This window comes from Pacificispira sp., from assembly GCF_965228185.1.
Lineage (GTDB): Bacteria > Pseudomonadota > Alphaproteobacteria > UBA8366 > Aestuariispiraceae > Pacificispira.
On sequence record NZ_CBDDHE010000004.1, the window covers coordinates 243,305 to 263,334 of the forward strand.

General features: G+C 61.8%; 16 protein-coding genes. 6 read left to right on the forward strand and 10 right to left on the reverse strand.

What is annotated here, in order from left to right; translation table 11 throughout:
- Positions 1–25 precede the first annotated feature (25 nt).
- The 9 genes from ACO06O_RS09475 to ACO06O_RS09515 form a co-directional block, all read right to left on the reverse strand.
- Positions 26–1,984 (reverse strand): cyclic nucleotide-binding domain-containing protein, encoded by a 1,959-nt coding sequence (locus ACO06O_RS09475; protein WP_421878701.1) that lies wholly within the window; start codon positions 1,982–1,984, stop codon positions 26–28.
- Positions 1,985–2,152: 168 nt separating this feature from the next.
- Positions 2,153–2,497: a YdbL family protein gene (locus ACO06O_RS09480; protein ID WP_420416680.1), complete on the reverse strand. Its 345-nt coding sequence runs from the start codon at positions 2,495–2,497 to the stop codon at positions 2,153–2,155.
- A gap of 19 nt (positions 2,498–2,516) precedes the next feature.
- Positions 2,517–2,732 (reverse strand): YnbE family lipoprotein, encoded by a 216-nt coding sequence (locus ACO06O_RS09485; RefSeq protein WP_420416681.1) that lies wholly within the window; start codon positions 2,730–2,732, stop codon positions 2,517–2,519.
- A gap of 91 nt (positions 2,733–2,823) precedes the next feature.
- A complete protein-coding gene (locus ACO06O_RS09490) occupies positions 2,824–5,736 on the reverse strand; it encodes an intermembrane phospholipid transport protein YdbH family protein (protein WP_421878705.1) in 2,913 nt (970 codons plus the stop codon).
- Positions 5,733–6,572, reverse strand: a complete 840-nt coding sequence (locus tag ACO06O_RS09495; protein WP_421878708.1) for a tetratricopeptide repeat protein — start codon at positions 6,570–6,572, stop codon at positions 5,733–5,735. The genes ACO06O_RS09490 and ACO06O_RS09495 overlap by 4 nt, the downstream gene beginning before the upstream one ends.
- Positions 6,573–6,688: 116 nt before the next feature.
- The gene (locus ACO06O_RS09500; protein WP_421878711.1) at positions 6,689–7,477 is read right to left on the reverse strand and encodes an FAD binding domain-containing protein; all 789 of its coding nucleotides are present in this window, start codon (positions 7,475–7,477) and stop codon (positions 6,689–6,691) included.
- A gap of 26 nt (positions 7,478–7,503) precedes the next feature.
- Positions 7,504–9,882, reverse strand: a complete 2,379-nt coding sequence (locus ACO06O_RS09505; protein WP_421878714.1) for a xanthine dehydrogenase family protein molybdopterin-binding subunit — start codon at positions 9,880–9,882, stop codon at positions 7,504–7,506.
- A gap of 100 nt (positions 9,883–9,982) precedes the next feature.
- Positions 9,983–10,471, reverse strand: a complete 489-nt coding sequence (locus ACO06O_RS09510; protein WP_421878717.1) for a (2Fe-2S)-binding protein — start codon at positions 10,469–10,471, stop codon at positions 9,983–9,985.
- Between the two features lie 167 nt (positions 10,472–10,638).
- A complete protein-coding gene (locus ACO06O_RS09515) occupies positions 10,639–11,388 on the reverse strand; it encodes an SRPBCC family protein (protein WP_421878720.1) in 750 nt (249 codons plus the stop codon).
- Between the two features lie 110 nt (positions 11,389–11,498).
- Here ACO06O_RS09515 and ACO06O_RS09520 point away from each other — a divergent pair, with 110 nt between their 5' ends.
- The 3 genes from ACO06O_RS09520 to ACO06O_RS09530 all read left to right on the forward strand — a co-directional run bounded on the left by ACO06O_RS09520 (position 11,499) and on the right by ACO06O_RS09530 (position 14,894).
- The gene (locus ACO06O_RS09520) at positions 11,499–12,011 is read left to right on the forward strand and encodes a Panacea domain-containing protein (protein ID WP_421878724.1); all 513 of its coding nucleotides are present in this window, start codon (positions 11,499–11,501) and stop codon (positions 12,009–12,011) included.
- A gap of 70 nt (positions 12,012–12,081) precedes the next feature.
- On the forward strand, positions 12,082–13,356 hold the full coding sequence (locus ACO06O_RS09525; protein ID WP_421878727.1) for an MFS transporter: 1,275 nt from the start codon (positions 12,082–12,084) through the stop codon (positions 13,354–13,356).
- 89 nt (positions 13,357–13,445) lie between these two features.
- Positions 13,446–14,894, forward strand: coding sequence for a sodium:proton antiporter (locus tag ACO06O_RS09530; RefSeq protein WP_421878730.1), 1,449 nt, complete (start codon positions 13,446–13,448; stop codon positions 14,892–14,894).
- Between the two features lie 38 nt (positions 14,895–14,932).
- Here ACO06O_RS09530 and ACO06O_RS09535 read toward each other — a convergent pair whose 3' ends face one another.
- Positions 14,933–15,766 (reverse strand): universal stress protein, encoded by an 834-nt coding sequence (locus ACO06O_RS09535; protein ID WP_421878734.1) that lies wholly within the window; start codon positions 15,764–15,766, stop codon positions 14,933–14,935.
- A gap of 160 nt (positions 15,767–15,926) precedes the next feature.
- Between ACO06O_RS09535 and ACO06O_RS09540 the strand changes: the two genes are divergently transcribed.
- The 3 genes from ACO06O_RS09540 to tsf all read left to right on the forward strand — a co-directional run bounded on the left by ACO06O_RS09540 (position 15,927) and on the right by tsf (position 19,936).
- On the forward strand, positions 15,927–17,789 hold the full coding sequence (locus ACO06O_RS09540) for an ABCB family ABC transporter ATP-binding protein/permease (RefSeq protein WP_421878736.1): 1,863 nt from the start codon (positions 15,927–15,929) through the stop codon (positions 17,787–17,789).
- Positions 17,790–17,961: 172 nt separating this feature from the next.
- The gene (gene rpsB / locus ACO06O_RS09545; RefSeq protein WP_420416693.1) at positions 17,962–18,813 is read left to right on the forward strand and encodes a 30S ribosomal protein S2; all 852 of its coding nucleotides are present in this window, start codon (positions 17,962–17,964) and stop codon (positions 18,811–18,813) included.
- A gap of 196 nt (positions 18,814–19,009) precedes the next feature.
- Positions 19,010–19,936, forward strand: a complete 927-nt coding sequence (tsf, locus tag ACO06O_RS09550; protein ID WP_421878739.1) for a translation elongation factor Ts — start codon at positions 19,010–19,012, stop codon at positions 19,934–19,936.
- Positions 19,937–20,030 lie beyond the last annotated feature (94 nt).

Sequence of the window (20,030 nt, forward strand, 5' to 3'; positions counted from 1 at the left end):
CCTCAACCGATTTGCGGGCGGCAAGTTATCCGGCCCACCATTCCGCGTCCTTGGTCATCTTGCCGGATTGGACCCGGTCCAAGGCGCCTTCGGCATGTTTGCGGTTGCGCTTGGCGGTGTCGGCCAAAGTCTTTGCCCGATAGGTCTGAAATACCGCCGCCGCCGCAGAGAAGGCCTCTATCGAATCTTTCAAAAGCGCCGGCTGTCCTTCCGCACGGCCCAGCAAATAGAGCGCCGTCGCCCGGTTGTTCTGTGTCCTGGCCCATCCCAGCGGATTGTGTTCCCGGTTGCGGATTTCCATCGCGTTGCGGCAGACCTGTGACGCCCAAGTCAGAAACTCGGTGTTCTTTGCCAGGCGGCCCAGCAGGATCAAGATCTGTCCCAATCCGTTCATCGTGTCCGCCCAGGGGTCCTGCATGACCCGCTTGTCGCAAACCGCAAGCGCTCGGTTAAACGCCTCGACACCTTGTTTGCAGGCGTCCAGATCGGCGGTTTCCAAGGCGCAGCGATACAGGATCGCGCCGTGGCGCGCGTGGGCCGTGAGGTACTGATATGTGTGCTTCTTCCCGTCGAAATGCTTTGCCGCCTGCGCGACAGCATCCCGTGCCAGCATTCGGTCCGGCAGACTTTCGGCCCGTTCAGCTTTTGCGTTGAGGACAAGCGCCAGATGCAGAAAGGCCATGCCGCGGCCCAGTGCATCCTCGCGGGGCATGAATTTGATCGCTTCCCGATAGGCTTCCGCCGCATCGTCCAACGCGTTTGTTCCCTGTTCCAGCAGCGCGGCTCTTGCGATCGCGTTGCCGAAGGAAACCAACTGTCGGCCAATTGCCTGATTGGACAGCCGATGCTCATTCAGCACACCGGCGGTTCTGGCGCGAGGCAGGTCGAGCGGCAGGTCGCGTTCCAACGCCTCAAACAGTCCCTGTGCGCGGCCTGGAATGGCGGCACGGATTAACGCGTGGCAGTACGTCAGGGTCTCGTTGCTGGCGTCTATCGGCACGAAGAACCGGTCATGGACGGAGAAGCCGCCGACGCGGGCTTCCTCGTCCGGCCAGGGTGTAACGACCGCCAATTCGATCAGGCGCGGGTTCTCCGGGCTTTGCACCGCGCCAATCAGGGCCAGAGCCGCCCCAGCCTCCGCAATCGACCGGCGCGCCTGAGAGATGCGTGAATCCCAGGATAGTCCCGGCTCCGCCATCCTTTCGTCCGCCCAAGTGATCGAAACGAAACTGTCCGCCCGGTCCAGCCACGTTTTCAACGCCTCAAAACAGATACCTTGCGGATCGCCCAGCAACGGCCCGATCAGCACGCGCGGCAGATTGCCGGACACGCCTGGGGTTTCCGAATCCTCCATGCCGATCGGCTTGTCGGCCCGCTGCGGCCCGCCCATGGAAGCGTCTGTCGAAACTTCCAGTTTCTTAAGGGGTTTCGGCGACGGGGCACCGGACACGGGCTTTGCGGATTTCTCTGCCGGTTTCCCCGCCGGACCACCGGAACCGGGCACAGGGGCCGTCCGACTGGCCGCCGATTCGGCATCCGGACGCGCAGAGCCGGCGGAGGGCTGATTCACGGTGCAGGCTCCCGGCGTCGTGCTCCCGCTGGATTCCGCCGGAGTGACCGGTTTGGTCTTCGGCACACCCTCGACAATGGCTGTGGTCTTGCGCAGCCGTGTGACCAAGACGGTCATGATGTCGGATGCGAATTTGGGGTCGACGCTGATCTGGTCCAGAAAAGTCTGGGCCTGAAACTCTCTTAGGCTGACCTGGCCTTTGGCGCGGGCAGAGGCGGATCGGGGACGACCGTCGATGACACCCATTTCGCCCAGCATTTCACCCGGCCCCAGCAGCGCGATGGCGATTTCGCCTTCGGCCGACTCCATGAAGACCTCGACCTCGCCGGAATCGATCAGACACGCAAAATCACTCGGTTCGTCCTGACGAAAGACAATTTCCCCGTCACCGAGATTTCTAAGCTCACCCTCCAAGGCGAAAGCTCCCCTAACCGTAACGGTCCAACCGTTTCAGATGAACCGATAGGTACCCCTAACCAAGCCGATCAAGGGCAAAGGGTATGCCATCGCTGGGTGAAAGTGTAGCGAAGCTAGTCGGGATTTTATCTATCTTGCGCCGGGGCTTAACTGGGATTGGGCAGGTTACTTCTGTTTCCAACCACCGGGGGTCAGGAACCACCAGCCGGATGGCGCCTTGTCGAAGATCGCCTTGGCATAGATTTCCTGAACAGCCGATATCGATACGCCCTGCTCATCGGCCTTGGATTTGTAGAAGGCCTGACGCTTCTGGTTGATGTTGTTCACCAACTGTTGCGTCTCCGATGTCGCGCCATCGCGGGCGACGGCATAACCGTCATGTCGTTCCCCGACCGTCCCGATAGAACGCGGCGCATCCAGGGGGTCGGCGGCCCAGACCCGCGTCGGCAGCAGCAAGGCACCCGCCGTCAAACCGGCCGCCGCCAGGAGCAGCCGCCGACGGTCGGGCATATCCACAGCTGAACGCTGTTTAGAAAATCGGGTTCGAATCGACGTCATCATTTGCCTCTTCGATTAGCCGCAGACGGACATCCGCGTCCAATTTAACATTCAAGTTGATGGTGATCGGCTCGCGCGGTGCTTCCACTTGGACTTTGGGCGTGCAGGCGGAAATCGCAACCGCACCGAACAGAACGGCGATGCGCCAAAACGATTTTCGATCAAGTCCACACACGGAGGTCGGCACCTTTCTGTCGCGGGTGAGGCGGAGTGTGTCCGCCCGACTATTGAAAGACTAGGCGGGAAATTCAGGTTCCGAAAGCAATATTGAAGATTCGTTACCCATTCCCCCGTCGCCCGAGAATTGTAGACGACAGGTCCAACACATCACGCAAGATACTGAAAAGTTTCCGAAAGTCGCTTTCCAGTGCGATGTTCAGACGGAAAGGGTGACCGTTCAGGACCGCTGGATTCCGACCGCCGAGACTTAGCAGAATCTTGCCGTCCTGGCCGGGGGGCAGGTCGACCTCCGCGTTGAGACTGTCATAATGAAAATCCTTCAAGACATCGGTCATCATCTGGACGGTCTCTTCGTCGCTGGCCAGGGCCTGATTGACGGATGGGTTGTCGATCTTCAACACCCCGCCGCCCTCCGCGCCGACACTGCCGCCCTGAATAATGGCGTCGCCGGACGTTACGCGGATCGGCAACAGACCGGACACCTGGCCCGTGGCTTCGACGCCTTCTATGTCGATCAGATCGATTGCGTCGCGCAGGGAAATACGGCGCATCCGGATTGTCCCATTCAGGCTCGTGGCGGACGGATCCGCGACGGCATCGATCAATGCGATCGATCCGCCAAAAACCGATAGCTCGGCATTGTGAATGGCGATCGCGGCATCGGGCGTTATCGTGAAACTGGCGGCGACCGGCACGGAACCCAGGCCCGGCATGCGCGCGGTCGCGGAAAACTGCGTCATTCCCTTGGTCGCCGGAAATCGCCCGAGATCGAAAAGGATCGGTCCATTCAGTCCACGGATATCACCGTCCGGCGTTTCAACGGCCAGATCGGTCAGGTCAACAGCCAGTTCACCGGACATGGCTCCTTCCTGAATTACCGCATCGAGAGACGCGGAAACCGTGCCGTCCAAGTCGGGTATGACCGGCAATCGGATCGCCATGAATGCCGGCAGAAAATCGCTCAAATTCCTGCCGTCGGGACCGAACCGAACCGGTTCCGTCGACACCTTTAGGGTAGTGGGTCCGCCTGATCGGCCCGAATGAACAAAGTCGGCCTGCGCGGCAATGGCGCCGCCCGCGATTGATATCGGACCATCCGCCGCAATCGTCCCATCCTTGCCGATTGAGACGCTGAAGGACGCGGAGGCGGCGCCCGTTGCGAAGGGGCGGCCCTGACTGATCAGTTCCGCGCTTTGCACCGAAAGCGATCCCGTCTCGCCACGCCATTGGGCCCGTAACACTGTCCGGTTAGCGGCCAAGTCGAGATCCGGTGACTGGATATCCACCGGTCCCAGGGCGAGCCCCAAGGCGCCGGATGTGTAAGTCACCGAGGCAGGTTGGCGGCCGAAAACGAGGGACGGCGTCGAGCCGTCGTCCGACGGTAAGGCGACGCTCATTTCGCCGATCCGAAAAGTGCCCGCGACGGCGAGCGACCCCTCTGGATCGTCGAAATTGGCGGAAATCCGCAACGGGTCGCGTCCGGCGACATCAAGCCGTAGATTGGGAGACAGTCGCAAATCGCCCGTTCCGGTAAGGCCGTCCGCCCTGATCTGGCCACCCGGTTCAACGGTCACTGCTATGCGGGCCATGCCTTGAGAGATGCTGGCAAGGCCTTCTCCCCGGACGGTCGCCTGACGCACCCAGATCGGATCCCATATTGTACCGGTTAAGGTTCCCTCCAGGCGGTAAGGTATCTCCATCCGGGGGATTTCGCCGGTCAGAAGGCTGGCGACATCCAGTTCCGCAGCGCCCAGTTCCAGATGCACCGCCAGATCCCGGGGCAGGTCGACGCCGCGCAGCACGGACAACCCGGCTCGTCGCAGAAACACCAATGTCGGTGACCAGTTCCGGCCCAGTGTCATGGATACCGGTTCGATCTCCGCGGCGATCGGACCCACAGTCACTGCCGTCGTCATGTCGAAGTCCAGCCGGGCGCCGCCGCCGGGCTCCGGGCGCAAGATGACGGCGGCAGCATCCGAATTTCCATCCAGGACCATTTGCGGCGCACCGGTCAGATAGGGGAGCAGATGGTCGGGGATCAGGGCAAGAAGGTCGTCCGGAACCCGCGCGGCGCCGATTTCGATCGATTGCGGCATTCGGATCGCAAGGGCTTCGCCATCGGTCCGCATTTCGACTAGACCGTCGGCCAGAACAAGGTTCGGATAGTCCTTTGGCGACAGGCGCGCGCCTGTCCAGGCCAGTTCCAGGCCGCCGCTGAGCAGGCCAGGCGTGAGACTGGCCGTTTGCCCTAGCATCGCCAGATCGAAACGTGCCGTCGCCCGGCCTTGCGCAGCGATGATTTGCGGCGCCAAAGGAAGCCAATGACCTAACGACAGGTCCGCAGTCCCGCTGGCGGTGACGCTATCCGCGTTGGAACGAAACTCGGCCAGGAGCGCGCTTTGGGAAACCCGGTCCTCCAATCGTACGCGTCCCGTGACCGGAAAGAGGCCCGGCGCTGCGGGGAAGGTAAGGTCGACATCCCCGACGATCCGACTTGTCCCAAGCGGGCTTTCGATTTCTACCTGCAAATCCGTCAGGACCAGTTCATGAACGGGTACCGAGATGTCGCCGCCCGTGTCATCCGCTGCCTGTAAAGCAAAACCGTCTATGGCCAATCCTTGTTCCCCGGCGGAGGCATTCAAACGCAATCCATCGACTTGAACGCGCTGCAGGATTGGCGTCGACGACGCGTTCATCGCCAAGGCCACCGAAACCGTTCGGGCCGCCGGTCCGCCGGCAATGGCGATATCGTTCACTTCAATTCGGTCGAAATCCGCCCGTGTGACCGTGAAAGTGACCGGAATGTCGAGGAGGTAGCGGACCGTCTCAGGCCCAAAACGGTTCAGGAGATCGACCCGGAACGGCCATGCCGATCCGAGAACGATCAGAATTCCCAGAATCGCGAATAGCAACCATTTGGCTATCAGGGCGGTGTACAGTCGTTCGGTGCGGGCCGATTCCTGTGGCGGGCGTTCTTCGGCGTTCAGGGTACTCGGCTCGGGCTCCGTCATGGCGAAGCGCGTGGTGCGCCGATCCGGCAACCTTCTTCCAGGCACTTGGTTAGCGCCGCTTCCAGTGCCGGGTCGAACTGGCCATCGATCGATCCGTTGAAATATCCGGATGATTGAAGATAGGTCTGAAAGCGCTTGGTCGCCGCTTCGTTGCCACCTGCAATTTCCTTGTAACGGGCCAAGGCACCCGTAATGTCGCCGGACTCGGCCAGGACCGCTGCCTCGACCAGGATGGTCTGGGGGTCGTTCCGGTCGACATCGTCCAGCAGTTCTGCCGCGCGGGCACCGTCGCGAAGGCCCTCATCCGGGGCCGTTGCCAGAATCCAGGCCAGCGTCCGCCGCGCCTCGGCATGGTCCGCATCGTAACTAAGGGCGGTCTCCAGGTCCTGAATCGCGGACGCGTATTCCCGATGGGCATAGAGCGCCAATCCGCGCCGGGCGTAGGGAATCGCGGAAAGCGGGTTCAGGCCCGCCGCGACGCTGAAATCCGCGATTGCGCGATAGGGCTCCTCCAGCCGCAGCAGCACATCACCCCGGACCATATAGGCCTGAAAGCTGTAGGGGTCGTAATCCAGTGTGGTGTCCAAATCGGTCAGGGCACCTTGCAGATCACCCACGGCCTGCCGCGCATCCGCGCGATTGAGATGGGTGCGGGCATAGTCCGACAGATCTGTGAACGCGGCGCCGTCGATCAGGGTCGTGCAGGCCCGCGATCGCGTCTCGGCGTCGCGGGTGCCGTCGGTGCAAACGGTTTCCATCTCCTGGAAATCCTGAGCGCTCGCCGGCGGCGTCAGTATCGCGAGGACCGCGAGGATCGTCAGAAACCGCAGGGCCATGGCCGCAAATCCCAATTCCTCCGTAGCGGCATTAGTTTGCCCAGACGCGCGCGAAAAGAAAAGGGACCCGCCACAATGGGCGGGTCCCTCCGAAACGTTAACCGGGAGAACCGGCGTCAGGAAGCGGCGGCCGCAGCGCGTTTGGCCATGACGCCGATCAGGTGTTTCCGGTAGGCAGCGGACGCGTGGATGTCGGTGTTCAGTCCGCCCTCGTCAATTGAGCTGCTGTCCGGGGTCTGTCCGGCGGAAATCTGGGCCTCGATCCCGTCCGCCCGGAAGACGCCATCTTGACCGGCGCCGGTGACGGCAACGCGGACGCCGCCACTGGTATGCGCCACGAAAACACCCACCAGGGCATAGCGCGATGCCGGGTTGTCGAACTTCACATAGGCGGCCGACTTCGGTACCGGGAAGCGGATGGCGGTGATAATTTCGTCTTCTTCCAGGGCGGTTTCAAACAGACCCTGGAAGAAGTCTTCCGCCGCCAGCTCGCGTTTGGTCGTCACGACGGTGGCCCCGAGACCGAGAACCGCCGCCGGGTAATCCGCCGCCGGATCGTTGTTGGCCAGCGACCCGCCGATCGTTCCCCGGTTGCGCACCTGCGGATCGCCGATCCCGCCGGCAAGCGCCGCGAGGGCAGGGATTGCCGCCTTGACGTCGGCAGAGGCCGCGACGGCCCCATGCGTCGTCATCGCCCCGATGGTGACGGTCGAGCCGTCCGAGGCGATTCCGACCAGATCGCGGCAACCGCGCAGCGATACGACATCGCTGGGTGAGGCGAGCCTTTGCTTCATGGTCGGCAGAAGGGTCTGGCCGCCGGCCAGGATCTTGCCGTCGTCGGCGCCCGACATGGCCGCTGCCGCGTCGGCGACGGTCGATGGCGTATGATACGAGAAGTCGTACATTGTCTTATCCTTTCATCCCCCGCCCATCACTCGGCCGCGGCCGGGACACTGGCGGATTGGATCGCTTGCCAAATCTTCTGCGGCGTTGCGGGCATGGAGATGTCTTCCACCCCCCGGTCCGCCAAGGCGTCGAGAACCGCGTTGATCACCGCCGGCGGAGACCCGATGGCACCGACTTCGCCGCAGCCCTTCACCCCAAGGGAGTTATGGGCACACAGCGTGCTTTCGGTCGTGGCCTGGAAGCCGGGGAAATTGTCGGCCCGCGGCATGCAGTAATCCATGTAGGAGCCGGAGATCAGCTGCCCGCTTTCGTCGTATTCACAGGATTCCAGCAAGGCCTGACCAATCCCCTGGGCGAGACCGCCATGGATCTGGCCTTCAACGATCATCGGATTGATAACCCGTCCGACATCGTCCACAGCGGTCATGTTCACCACCTGGGTCACGCCGGTATCCGGGTCGATCTCCACCTCGCAGATATGACATCCGCCGGGATAGGTGAAGTTCATCGGATCGTAGAAGGCGTTCTCCTCAAGGCCCGGCTCCAGCGTCTCATGCGGATAGTTGTGCGGGACATAGGCCGTGAGCGCCACCGTGCCGAAATCGACCTCTTTGTCGGTACCGGCGACGGTGAACTTGCCGTCCTTGAACTCCACGTCTTCCGGCGAGGCTTCCATCAGATGCGCGGCGATCTTGCTGGCCTTGTCGACGACCTTGCCGAGCGCCTTCATGATGGCTTCGCCGCCGACCGCCAGGGACCGGGACCCATAGGTGCCCATTCCAAAGGCGATACGGTTGGTGTCGCCATGATCGATGGTCACATTATCGATCGGAATGCCCAGCGTTTCGGACACCAACTGGGCAAACGTCGTCTCGTGCCCCTGGCCGTGGCTGTGCGACCCGGTATAGATCGTCACCGATCCCGTCGGATGGACGCGGACATTGGCGCTTTCAAACAGGCCGGCACGGGCCCCCAGGGACCCGACGACCGCCGACGGGGCGATGCCGCACGCTTCCAGATAGGTCGAAATACCGATGCCGCGCAGCTTGCCGCGACCGGCAGCTTCCGCCTTGCGGGCCGGGAACCCGTTCCAGTCGGCCAGTTCCATCGCTTTTTTCAGGGTCGCCTCGTAATCGCCGCTGTCATATTGCAGGGCGACCGGCGTCTGATAGGGGAAGGCGTCCGCCGGAATGAAGTTCTTGCGGCGGATATCGACCTGATCCATGCCAAGCTGACGCGCGGCCTTGGAAACCAGACGTTCCAGCAGATAGGTCGCTTCCGGCCGGCCGGCGCCGCGATAGGCGTCAACGGGGACGGTATTGGTGAAGATCGCCTTCACATTGGCATAGATCTTCGGGGTCGTATAAACACCGGCCAGCAGCGTCGCATAGAGATAGGTCGGCACGCAGGTCGAGAAGGTGGACAGATAGGCGCCCATATTCGCCTTGGTGTATACCTTCAGCGCCAGGAACTTGCCATCGGCGTCGATTGCCAGGTCGGCATGAGAAATGTGGTCCCGGCCATGGGCGTCCGACAGGAAGCTTTCGGAGCGTTCGGCGACCCATTTGATCGGCCGGCGTACCTTGCCCGCCGCCCAGGTGACAATGGCTTCCTCGGCATAGTGATAGATCTTGGAGCCGAAACCACCGCCCACATCCGGGGCAACCACACGCAGCTTGTGTTCCGGGATTTGCAGGACGAATGCGCCCATCAGCAGCCGAATCACATGCGGATTCTGGCTGGTGGTGTAGAGCGTGTATTCGCCCGTACCCTTGTTATAATCGCCGATCGCTGCGCGCGGTTCCATCGCGTTCGGGACCAGACGGTTGTTGGTCAGGTCGATGGAAACGACATGGGCGGCGTTCTTGAACTCCGCATCGACTTCGGCTTCGTCGCCCAGTTCCCAGTCATAGCAGAGGTTGCCGGGCGCGGCGTCGTCATGAACCAGCGGCGCACCGGCGGCCAGTGCGGCCTCCATATGCGCGACGGCGGGCAATTCGGTATAATCGACTTCGATCAGCTCTGCCGCGTCTTTCGCCTTGGCGTAGCTTTCCGCGACCACGACCGCCACTTGATCGCCGACATGCCGGACCTTTCCGATAGCAAGCGCCGGATGCGGCGGCTCATTCATCGGACTGCCGTCCTTGTTATTGACGCCCCAGCCGCAGGGAATACCGCCGACACCGGCCATGTCTTCGCCGGTGAAAACAGCCAGCACGCCCTTGGCCGCCTTGGCCGCATCCGTGTTGATCCCGTTGATCTTCGCGTGGGCATGCGGGCTGCGCAGGATATAGGCGTAGGTCTGGCCCGGCTGATTGATATCGTCCGTGTAATTGCCGCGGCCTGTGAGGAAACGGAAATCCTCCTTACGCTTTACCGCGGCACCGATTCCGGTAGCACTCATGACGTTTCTCCCGAATGAAGTCCCTGTTGCCGCGCGAGGCTTCTGTTCGACGTCCGATGCGTCCGGCCTCTGCGCGCGTGGATACGAAAATGACGGCGCCTTACTCGGCAGCCGCCTTTTCGCCGCGCATGGCGGCAGCGCCCGCGGCGATCGACTTCACGATGTTGTGGTATCCGGTGCAGCGGCAGATGTTGCCTTCCAGCCATTCCCGGATTTCGTGTTCGCTGGGGTTCGGATTGGTCTTCACCAGATCGATGGCGCTCATCACCATGCCCGGCGTGCAGAACCCGCATTGCAGGCCGTGATTGTCGCGGAATGCTTCCTGCATCGGATGCAGGTCGTCCCCATCCTGGGCCAGCCCTTCGATGGTCGTCACATCCGCGCCGTCGGCCTCAAGGGCCAGCATGGTGCAGGACTTCACGGAATCGCCGTTGACGTGTACGACGCAGGCACCGCATTGGCTGGTATCGCAGCCGATATGGGTTCCGGTCAGATCCAAAGTCTCGCGAATGAATTGAGCGAGCAGCGTGCGGGACTCTACGTCGCCGGACATCTGCTTGCCGTTGACCGTCATGGAAACGGTTGGCATGCGCTTATCCTCCCTGTGCAGGCGGGACAGCCTCGACAAGGCTGCCTTCTCAGACCGGGAGTTTGGAGCGGCCTTGGAACCGGGTCAAGGGTACTCGGAGAAGGGGTTTTGTGAATTCCCTATGACTTTTTCGGATAGCAGGGGCGGTGAAGGGCGGCGGTAGCCCGTTACCCGCCGGTTCCCGTCATCGGACCGCCACCGCCGAACAGAAGCGTCAGCCCGGCCAGGATGGCGACCAACAGAAGAATCCATTGAAAGGGCGACATGCCCTTGCGTTTCTCCTTGGTTGCATCCACGGCGTCGATCGCCGCACGGGCGATATCGTCACGCGTCTCGGTCATTGTCGGCTGGGGAGTATCGGCGGCCGATTCTCTTGCAGGGGCTTCGGGCGGCGGCGGCGCCTGCTCGGCCTCAAGTTGAGGGGACGGGGCGGGCGCATCGTCTTCCGTAACAACCGCTTCCTTGCCGGCCGCCTCGCGTTCATTGACGATCTCGACGAATTTTTCGAAGAAATCGGTCGCATATTTCTTGGCGGTCGAATCGACCAGGCGCGCGCCGATCTGGGCCAGCTTGCCGCCGACCTGCGCATTGACCGTATAGTTCAGGATGGTCTCGCCTTCATCCTCGGTCAGCTTCACATCCGCGCCGCCCTTGGCAAAGCCGGCCGCGCCGCCTTTGCCTTCGCCGACAATGGTATAACTTTCGGGCGGATTGACGTTTTCCAGCCGGACGGCGCCCTTGAAGGTCGCCTTGACCGGGCCGACCTTGGCTTTGACCGTGGCTTCGAAGCCACCGTCTTCCGTCCGCTCCAGGGATTCGCAGCCGGCAATGCAGGCTTTCAGAACCTCCGGATCGTTCAACGCATCCCAGACGGTTTCGCGGGACGCAGGAATCCGGTATTCGCCTTGCATATCCATGACGGCGGTCCTTCCAATTTGGTTTCGGCGCGGCGCATTCGATCTGTGGCACCCGCCTTGCTATATCAAGAGGAAACGCGTTTGGAAATCGAGAGAGGGTTATAACGGTTATGACGGTTCCGGTTGTCGGTTCCACTTTGGACGTCGCACTTTGGCTGTTCGACCAAAGCCGTCGGGACGACCAGCATCTGCCGGCCCAGAAGCTGCAGCGGCTTCTGTGGATCGCGCAGGCGCTGTACGCGGCGGAAAACCACGGTCGCATGCTGATGCCCGCAACTTTCGTCGCCAGCGAAACCGGCCCGACCGAACCGACGGTCTTTCATATCTTTGAAGATAGCAGGCCGCAGATTGCCCAGAACCGCATGCGGCCGGAGGCGGAGAACTTCCTATCGCGGATATGGCGCAAATACGGGCATCATTCACCGGATTATCTGAACCGGATGATGAGCCATAACGAGGTTTACCGCCGGGCCTACCGGAAGGAACCGGGGACGGTGATTCCCTTCGAGACCATCGCGAAGCATTTCACGACCAAGCCGGATATGGGAAGCCAGGTAAAAACGTCGGACGGACGCATTCTGAAAAAATGGGTTCCGACCGCGAAACCCGTTGCCCGGCGCTGATCCAAACTCTAGTTGTTCATGACGGGATTGGTTAGGCTAACCCGCGTTTCGCGTCAGTCGGAGTTGCCCCATGCCCGGTATTTACGGGTCCATCGCCGCCATCCTTCTCAGCATCGCTCTGCTCTACGGCGGAAATACAATGATGGCCACGCTTCTGCCGGTCCGCGCCGGGCAGGAAGGGTTCGACGCCATCTTCGTCGGCGGGATGGGCACCGGCTATTTTATCGGCTTCATCATCGGCTGCCGTCTTACGCCCTGGCTGGTGCAGCGGGTCGGCCATATCCGGGCTTTCGGCGCGCTTGCCGCGATCACCGCCAGCACGACGTTGGGGTTCGCCCTGTTCATGGAGCCCGCGCCGTGGATCGTGCTGCGATTCATATATGGCGTGGCCGGATCGGGCCTCTTGATGATCGTCGAAGGCTGGCTGAACGAGAAAGCCGGGCAGGGCAATCGCGGCCGCGTCCTGGCGATTTATACGCTGGTCTATATCGGTGCGCAGGCGCTCAGCCAGCAGATCTTCCTGTTCATCGCGGCAAAGGAAGTAACCTTGTTCCTTGTCGCTGCGATTATCATATGCCTGTCCCTGGTGCCGATCGCAATCACGACCTCGCCGTCGCCGACGCCCTTACGCACCGCCAGCCTCAATCTCCGGCGCCTCTATGCGACCTCCCCGGTTTCGACCTTGGGCAGCCTGGGGGTCGGTCTCGCGAATGGGGCGTTTTGGAGCCTGGCGCCCCTATTCGCGCAGGGAATCGGCCTTTCGACCCAGACGGTCGGCATGCTGATCACCTCTGTCATCATCGGTAATGCCGTCTTGCAATGGCCGATCGGCTGGCTGTCCGACCGGGTGGACCGGCGTTTTCCGATCGTCGCCTGCTTCTTCGGTGCCAGCGCCCTCGGACTTGCCATGTCTTTCTCCGAAGGGGTCTATCTGATCCTCGGCATCGCTGCGGTCTATGGCGCCTTTGCGCAGTCGATCTATGCCATGTTGGTCGCCCATGCCGGTGACAAGGCCGAGCCGGAGGAATTTGTGTCGGTCAGTGGCGGCCTGTTGTTGCTGTACGGTGTCGGTGCCCTGATTGGCGCGATGCCAGGGGCGGCGCTGATGGACGCGTTTGGCCATCAGGCGTTGTTCTGGTGGACGGCCTCGGTCCATTCGGGAATCGCGGTGTTCATCCTATGGCGGATGCTCAAGCGGCCCGGCCGGGCGGAACCGATGCCCGAAGGTTTTCAGGCGGTCCCGAAGTCGACGCCGGTTGCGGTCGACCTCGATCCCCGGGCGGAGGCATCGCCGCCGCCGGATGCCGAACATCAAGCCGGAGAGGGCGGGGCCACCACGCCTTGATCTTGCCGCATCGGGGTATTAAGGACGTTGGGCCCGCGCCCGCGCGGTTCACAACCGTCCTGTCGATTCTGTTGGGAAAAACCGTACCGATGAACCGAACCGCTTTCACCGTTGTTGTCTCGGCCCTGCTGTTCGCCCTTATCGGAGTAACCCAATCCGCCTGGGCGGCGGGGCCTGGTGCCCCGCATCTCGACGGCGGGTCGATGGGACTGATCTGGGTCGTCCCTTTTGTCGGCATGTTGCTGTCGATCGCAGTTTTCCCGCTGGTCGCACCGCATTTCTGGCACCACAATTTCGGTAAGATTTCAGCGGTTTGGGCGCTGTTGTTCCTGGTTCCCTTCACCCTGGTTTACGGGTTCGAGCTCGCGCTGTTCGAGGTCATTCACGTTCTCTTCCTGGAATATTTGCCCTTCATTATCCTGCTGCTGTCGTTGTTCACCGTGGCAGGCGGTGTCCGGGTAAAGGGCTATCTGGCCGGTACACCGGCCGTGAACACCGGCATCCTGCTGATCGGTACCGTGATCGCCAGTTGGATGGGTACGACCGGGGCGGCCATGTTGCTGATCCGGCCGCTGATCCGCGCCAACGAGGAACGGAAGCACAAAGTGCACACCATGGTGTTTTTCATCTTCCTTGTGGCGAATATCGGTGGATCCTTAACGCCCTTGGGCGACCCGCCCCTGTTCCTGGGCTTTTTGAAGGGGGTCTCTTTCTTCTGGCCGACGACGCATATGTTCCTGCCGATGGTCTGCGTTTCCGTCGTGTTGCTGGTTGGGTATTACGTTGCCGACAGCATCCTCTTCGCGAAGGAACGTAAGGCCGGATCGCAGGTCGGCCTGCCGAATTCGGATGAGAAGCCACATCCGTTGGGGATCGAAGGCGGGGTGAATATCCTGCTGCTGGGCGGCGTGATCGCCGCCGTCTTGATGTCCGGCGTCTGGAAGCCGGGGATCGCGTTCCACCTGTACCATGTCGACATTCAGCTCCAGAACGTGGTGCGAGACCTGCTGCTGCTGGGGCTGGCGGTCCTGTCCTGGAAGATCACATCGATCGAAAGCCGACGTGCCAATGGCTTCAGTTGGTTCCCGATCGTGGAGGTCGGCAAGCTGTTTGCCGGCATCTTCATGACGATCATTCCGGCGATCGCGATCCTGAAGGCCGGGACCGACGGCGCGCTGGAACCCATTGTGTCGCTGGTCAGCCATGAAGGGCAGCCGGTCAATGCGATGTATTTCTGGGCGACCGGCATTCTGTCCAGTTTCCTGGATAATGCGCCGACCTATCTGGTCTTCTTCAATACGGCCGGCGGCAATGCCGAACTGCTGATGACCGATATGGCCGCGACCTTGCTGGCAATATCGGCCGGGGCCGTCTTCATGGGGGCCAACACCTATATCGGCAATGCCCCCAACTTCATGGTCCGGTCCATCGCTGAGGAACGCGGCATCGCGATGCCCAGCTTCTTCGGATACATGGCCTGGTCGGGCCTGATCCTGCTGCCCCTCTTCGTCGTGGTGACGTTCCTGTTCTTCCTGTGACCTGAAGGTCGGCCTGGATCTCGGATCCGGCCGACCACTCAGTGGGACATCAGCAGCGGGATATGGCTGTGGCCGATCACGTATCGGCTGGCCGACCCGAACAGCTTATCCAGGAAGGATGTGTGCCCATAGGCGCCCATCACCACCATCTCGGCCTTCACCGCCTCTGCCGTCAGCAGGATTTCCTCACCCGCATGACCGGATTGGGCCTGGGTGATTTGCGACACCTCAATCCCATGGCGATTCAGATAGTCGACGACCGGTTTCGCGGTTTCTGACGTTACATTCCGATCCGTACCGCAGGTCAGTAGGTGAACCGACTTCGCCTTGGCCAGCATGGGCAGCGAATCGCGCAGGGCGCGGATGGCCTCTTTTGAATAGGTCCAGGCGACCAGGATCGTCCCGACGGCGTCCAGATCGAACGCCTTCGTACCTTTCGGAATGACCAGGACCGGACCGCCGGCGCCGATAACCAGCTTCTCCGGCATTTGATACATCAGCCGGTCTTCGAAGCTGTCGAAGCTGACCTGATTGAGAACGGTCAGATCGACATGGTGCACTTCGTTCAACAACTGATCGAGGTGATCTTCCTCGCCATAGATCCATTCGTACGAAACGCCCACGCGGGGGCAAATTTCATCGACCAACTGTTTGATCGCGACGGATTTCTCGCGCGCGCTCTCGCGGGCTTCGTGGAGATAAAGGGCGGAGGCACCGCGTCCTTCGGCCCCCGGCGGCAGATGCACCGGTGTCGCCACATAGAGCGCCAGGAGATGCGCGTTAAGCTTCTTGGCCAGCCCCGCCGCCACGTTAAGCCGGTTTTCGCAATCGGGGTCCGGCGCTAGGTGGACGAGCAAGGTTTTGATGGCCATGGCGGGGGCTCCCGAAAACGACGATTTCACTGGGCGGAAGGCTATCGCCCGGTTTGGCGCTTTGCAATCGGCTCTGGCCCCTTTGCAAATTCGTCGTTGTTTTCGCAGAACAATGCGCCATGTTAAAGTAAACTAAGTCGTTTCCTTTTAAGATTTCCAAATGGCCGCAGATACATCTTCCCAACCCGACGCAAAGGCCCGTCGCGGCGTTCAGTTCCGAACGTTGCGCACCATGCTGCCCTATCTCTGGCCGGCGGGACGGACCGATGTCCGCACCCGCGTTGTCGGCGCGATGATCGCCCTGGCGCTTGCCAAGGGCGCGAATGTCACGGTGCCGATCTTCTACAAGCGCGCCGTGGACGCCTTGGATATCCAGGGGTCGGAAGGGGCGGCGATGACTGCCGGGATCGTGGCGATTCCGATCGCGTTATTGGCCGGCTACGGTCTGACCCGCCTTTTGGCCGTGGTCTTCCAGGAAATTCGGGAAGCGCTCTTTGCCCGTGTTGCTCAGACAGCGATTCGCACGGTCGCGCTTCGAACCTTCGAGCACCTACACGCATTGAGCCTGCGGTTCCACCTGGAACGACAGACCGGCGGCCTGTCGCGAGTCATCGAGCGCGGCGTGAAAGGGATCGAATTCGTCCTGAACTTCATGCTGTTCAATATCATCCCCACCTTGCTGGAAATCGGCTTGGTCTGCGTCATCCTTTGGGGGCTCTTCGATATATCCTTTGCCGCGGTCACATTCGCGACCATCGCCGGCTATATCGCATACACGCTGATCGTGACCGAATGGCGCCTGAAGTTCCGTCGCGAAATGAACGACAGCGACACGAACGCCAACACCAAGGCGATCGACAGTCTGATCAACTATGAGACCGTCAAATATTTCGGCAATGAAGGGCACGAAGCTCAGCGTTATGATTCCGCGCTAAAGCGCTATGAGAACGCAGCCGTGCGGTCGACCGTCAGCCTGTCGGTCGTGAATGTCGGGCAGGGCGGCATCATCGCCCTGGGTCTTGTCGTCCTGATGCTGATGGCCGCGAACGGCGTTGCCGCGGGGACGATGACGCTCGGTGATTTCGTGCTGGTGAACACCTATCTGATCCAACTGTACCTGCCGCTGAACTTCCTGGGTTTCGTCTATCGTCAGATTCGCCAGAGCCTGACGGATATGGAGGACATGTTCCAACTTCTGAACGTGCCGCAGGAAGTGATGGACAAGCCGGACGCCCAGCCTTTGCGCGCACCGGAAGGAAAACTGAGCTTCAGCCATGTCGATTTCGGCTATGACCCGCGCCGCCCGATCCTGAAGGATGTCGATTTCACGGTGGATCCTGGAAAGACACTGGCCATCGTCGGGCCGTCCGGCGCCGGGAAATCGACAATCAGCCGGCTGCTGTTCCGGTTCTACGACCCCAGCGGCGGATCGGTCCGGATCGACGGCATCGATCTGCGCGACGCGACCCAGGACAGCGTGCGTGCGGCGGTCGGCATCGTTCCGCAGGACACGGTGCTGTTCAACGATACGGTCGAATACAATATCGGCTATGGCCGTCCCGGCGCGACGCCGGAGGAAATCCGCGAGGCGGCGCGGCTGGCCCGTATCCACGATTTCGTGGAATCCCTGCCGGACGGCTACCGGACCACGGTCGGGGAACGGGGCTTAAAACTGTCCGGCGGCGAGAAGCAACGCGTCGCCATCGCCCGCGCCATCCTGAAATCGCCGCAGATCCTGCTGTTCGACGAGGCGACGTCGGCCCTGGACACCGCGACCGAGCGCGAGATCCAGAAATCCCTGCGCGAGGTCAGCAAGGGGCGCACGACCCTGGTCATCGCCCACCGACTGTCCACCGTTGTGGACGCCGATGAGATCATCGTCCTGGAATCAGGCCGGATCGCGGAGCGTGGCACCCATGCCACGCTGCTGGCCGACGGCGGCGTCTATGCCGATATGTGGCGCCGTCAGCAGGAAGGTGAAGAGGGCGATGGCGTCGCCTTGAGCGCGCCGTCTCCTGGCTGACCGGGGCAGGGGCTTGCCAAGCCCGGGTTCGCGGTATATATGCCGCGCCACAACACACATGGGGCTTTCCGGGACGCGACCGTCATATGGTTCCGTTCCGTCCGGTGCCGGGCTTCCGGCTTATACCAAGGGCTCCATGGAGGATTAACCGGAGAAGCAAAGGAGCCATTTTATGGCCGTGCCGACTTTTACCATGCGTCAGCTGCTCGAAGCGGGCGTGCATTTCGGACATACCACCCGTCGCTGGAACCCGAAGATGAAACCGTTCATCTTCGGCGATCGTAACGGCATTCACATCATCGACCTGGAACAGTCCGTGCCGATGCTGACCCGCGCGCTGGAAGAAGTGTCGCGCGTCGCGGCGGCCGGCGGCCGGATCCTGTTTGTCGGCACGAAGCGCCAGGCGCAGTCGATTGTCGCCGAACATGCGCTGAAATGCGGTCAGTACTATGTCAACCACCGCTGGCTGGGCGGCATGCTGACCAACTGGAAGACCATTGCGAATTCGATCAAGCGCCTGAAGACGCTGGAAGCCCAGTTCGAAGACGAAGCCAACCTGCAGGGCCTGACCAAGCGTGAGCGCCTGGGTCTGGAGCGCGAGCGCGAGAAGCTGGACCGCGCCCTGGGCGGCATCAAGGACATGTCCAACCTGCCGGACCTGATCTTCGTCATCGATACCAACAAGGAATCGATCGCGATCAAGGAAGCGGGCAATCTGAACATTCCGGTCGTCGGTATCCTCGACTCGAACTCCGATCCGGACGGCGTGTCCTTCCCGGTTCCGGGCAATGACGACGCCATGCGCGCCATCAACCTGTATTGCGACCTGGTCGCCGGTGCCGTCTTGGGCGGACTGCAGGAATCGCTCGGTAAATCGGGTGTCGATATCGGCGCCGCGGCCGAACCGGCCGTCGAGCCTGTTCTGACCGAAGAGCCGGCCGCCGAAGCGGCTGCGGAAGCCCCGGCGGAAGCCGCCCCGGAAGCGGGCGCCGACGGCTCCGAAGAAGCCAAGACCGAGGCCTGATCGCACTGCGATCGCGATTGCGTGCCCCGACCGTCAACGCCCTGTCACAATTCTGTGGCACAGCGGGCCGGACAGTCGGGGCCGCCATCCAGCCTTTGATGTACCAGCCTTTGATGTAGTTGAACCGGACTGCGGTCCGGCCGGCCCCGGGCCGGAGGCGCGACCGCAAAAACGCTAAGACAAAAGGAGCCGTTCCATGGGCCAGATTTCGGCAAGCATGGTGAAGGACCTGCGCGAAAAAACCGGCGCGGGCATGATGGATTGCAAGAAAGCCCTGGCGGAAACCGACGGGGATATGGAAGCCGCGGTCGATTGGCTGCGCAAGAAGGGCCTCGCCGCCGCCGCCAAGAAGTCGGGCCGTGTCGCCTCCGACGGCCTGGTCGCTGTCGTGACCGAAGGCACGTCCGGCGCCGCCGTTGAAATCAACGCGGAAACCGATTTCGTCGCCCGTAACGAAAGCTTCCAAGGCTTCGTATCGGAAGTCGCGAAGATCGCGCTCGCCCATGGCGGGGACGCCGCCCAGACGCAGGCCGCCGCCTATCCGGGTACGGGCCGCACGGTCGAAGAGCAGCTGACGCACAATATCGCGACGATCGGCGAGAACATGAGCTTCCGCCGCTCCGTTGCCCTGACCGTGGAAAACGGCATTGTCGCCGGCTATGTCCACAGCGCCACCGCGCCGGGTCTGGGCAAGATCGGCGTTCTGGTCGCGCTGGAATCGACCGGCGACACCGCGAAGCTGGAAGCCCTGGGCAAGCAGATCGCCATGCATGTCGCGGCCGCCCGTCCGGAAGCGCTGAAAGTCGAAGATGTCGACAGCAGCAATCTGGAACGCGAGCGAGCCGTTCTGGTGGAGCAGGCCAAGGCGTCCGGCAAGCCGGACAACATCATCGAGAAGATGGTCGAAGGCCGCATCCGCAAGTACTACGAGGAAGTCGTGCTGCTGGAGCAGGTCTATGTCATCGACGGCGAGACCCGCGTTAAGAAGATTGTCGAGGATGCCGCGAAGGATGTCGGCGCCCCGGTGACTCTGGCCGGCTTCGTTCGCTATGAACTCGGCGAAGGCATCGCGAAGAAGGAAGAAGACTTCGCGGCCGAAGTTGCCGCCGCGATGAAGAGCTGAGGCTCGGAATGCAGAACAAGGGCCGTTCCCGGTGGGAGCGGCCCTTTTCTTTTGCCTGCGCCGCATCGAATACTCACAATGCGCATCTGCCCCG